The 2,510-nt window shown below is 47.7% G+C and carries 2 protein-coding genes; both read left to right on the top strand.

Annotated features, from left to right (window positions below; all coding sequences use genetic code 11):
- Positions 1–276: 276 nt before the first annotated feature.
- Positions 277–1,086, top strand: a complete 810-nt coding sequence (locus tag Q8M62_RS04395; protein ID WP_305668036.1) for a site-specific integrase — start codon at positions 277–279, stop codon at positions 1,084–1,086.
- On the top strand, positions 1,086–2,261 hold the full coding sequence (locus Q8M62_RS04390; RefSeq protein ID WP_305668035.1) for an IS91 family transposase: 1,176 nt from the start codon (positions 1,086–1,088) through the stop codon (positions 2,259–2,261). Before Q8M62_RS04395 ends, Q8M62_RS04390 begins: the two co-directional genes overlap by 1 nt.
- Positions 2,262–2,510 lie beyond the last annotated feature (249 nt).

Raw genomic sequence — 2,510 nt, 5'->3', positions numbered from 1 at the left:
TTCGAACACTGGTTGCTGGTATATCCCTGAGAGTTTATACTTTCAATGTGATTTGATAACATGAAGAGCCGTGTGAGGTGAGAGTCTCACGCACGGTTCTGTGGGAAGGTGGGGGTGAGATTCCCCTGCCTGACCCGATTGAACTAAACCGACTGCGTCGGCAGTCCATTTCACCTTAAGACGTATTATTCTCATTTTGAGGTGTTAAGGTTATTTTTATTCCATGTTTCATTCTAAATCTTTATTAAACATGGAAAAAAAAGCCTCCGACAGCGCATGCTCCAAGAGATGCGGGTCAGAAATTACTCCCCCAGAACCATCACCACCTACATCAGTCTGGTGGCTGCAATGGCCAGACACTTCGGAAAGTCTCCGGATCTCATCAGTTCGGCCGAACTCAAGGATTATCTTTTTAAGAAGGTAGCCCAAGACCAACTTTCCCCTTCCGGCATTAATCAGATTATCAGCGCATTCAGAATCCTACAAAAGGATGTATTGGGCAACGATTGGGATCCGATCAAGGTCAAAAGGCCAAAAACTCCCAAAACACTTCCGGTGGTTTTTTCCAAAGAAGAGATCACTGCTATTCTGGCCAGTCTCAAAAACAGAAAACACTACTGCCTGGTGGCCCTAACCTATGCGGCAGGACTCCGGCTAAACGAAGTAGTAAATCTCAAACCCGCTGATCTAGACAGCTCTCGCATGCAGATCCGCATTAGCTCAGGTAAAGGCAACAAAGACCGTTATACGTTGCTTCCTGCAGGACTTCTAGATCAACTCCGAGCTTATTTTCGATCCTACAGGCCCAAGACTTACCTGTTCGAAGGAATGACTCCAGGCCAGCCTTACAGTCACAAAAGTGCACAGGTCGTTCTGAAAAAAGCCTTAAAATCTACTGGGATCTCCAAAGATGCCTCTTTTCACACGCTCCGACACTCCTTTGCTACACACCTGATGGAGCAGGGGACCAATGTGCGAATCATCCAAGATCTGCTTGGACACCGATCTCTCAAGACTACCTCGGTTTATCTTCATGTCTGCAAGTTTGAACCCGCACAGATCAAAAGTCCATTGGACACGCTCTGATGGAAACGGTCAACCAACGGTCCTCCGGTGCCGAACTGGCCGATGTCTTCAGGGCCTGTGGAAAGCAGTTCGCTTCCGATCTTCACCTTTCAGTCTGCCAGCAAAAGGCCTTTGCTTCCGTGCTCGCCTGCAGGACTTCCGCCATGGGCAGTCACACCCTGCTCTGCGACCAGTGTGATCATCGCAAGATCTGCTACAACTCCTGCAGAAACAGGCACTGCCCCAAATGCCAGTATACCCGTCAGCTGATCTGGGTAGAAAAACTCAAAGCAAGGCTCCTTCCCGTCCGGTACTTCCATCTGGTTTTTACCATACCCGAGACACTCCGCCCCTTGTTCTACCTCAATCAGAAAATCTGCTATGATCTGCTCTTTGCCTCCAGTGCACTTGCTGTAAAGAAAGCCGCCCTCAATCCCGACTTTCTGGGGGTAGAAACAGGAAGTCTTTCGGTACTCCACACCTGGGGGCAGGCATTGACCTACCATCCCCACATTCACATGCTTGTCCCGGCAGGGGGGTTAGACCCGGACCATACCCAGTGGATTCATGCCCACCGCAAGTTCTTTGTCCCGGTAAAAGCGCTGGCCTCCATTTATAGAGGTGTCTTCATCTCGGGTTTGACCAAACTTCTGATTCAAAGCAGCCTTCGTATTCCTGATAGTCAAACTGAAAGCTATTCTCATCCGGATCAAGTCAAAAAGGTGCTGTATGCCAAAAACTGGCACGTATACATCAAAAAAACGTTCAGAGGGGCCAATCAGGTAATCAGCTATCTGGGACGATATACCCACCGGGTAGCCATCAGCAACAGTCGGATTGTGTCTTGCCATGATGATCGTGTCAGTTTCCGATGGAAAGACTACCGTGACAACAAACAAAAAACAATGGTTCTTCCAGTACGGGAATTTGCGGCACGGTTCCTTCGGCATATCCTGCCCGACAACTTCTACAAAATCCGATACTACGGAATTATGGCCTTCTGGGTCGGAACCTCCAAAATGGATCTCTGCCTGGAACTGCTCGGTAAGCCAAAGATCCGATCTCCTCTGGAGGGACTTACAACTTATCAGATCCTCGAAAAAATCCTCGGCCCGCAGGCATTCACCTGTCCTTGCTGTCAAAAAGGACGAATGGTACATGATCCCAGCCTGAAAAAAATAAGAGCCCCGGAATAAAAACACAAAAACTAAGTTCTTTGAAACCTGAAAACCGCTTATCTTGGGTAAATAAAGTATCCGGGGAAAATTACGTCCAATTGCATGCAAACACTAAAAAACACCGAACACAAAACGTTCAAATTAGCCTTTCAACTGGGTTTTGATCCTTGGAAACACTCAAAAATCAACAAAGAAATACCCATAGCAAACCACGGCTTCGTTCAACACAGTTTTAAACGCAATCTGGGATACCGTCTTACCAAGGTC

Source organism: Algoriphagus sp., from assembly GCF_030694375.1.
GTDB lineage: Bacteria > Bacteroidota > Bacteroidia > Cytophagales > Cyclobacteriaceae > Algoriphagus.
Note: the sequence above shows the minus strand (reverse complement) of the source record. Positions and strands in the feature narration are given on the sequence as shown.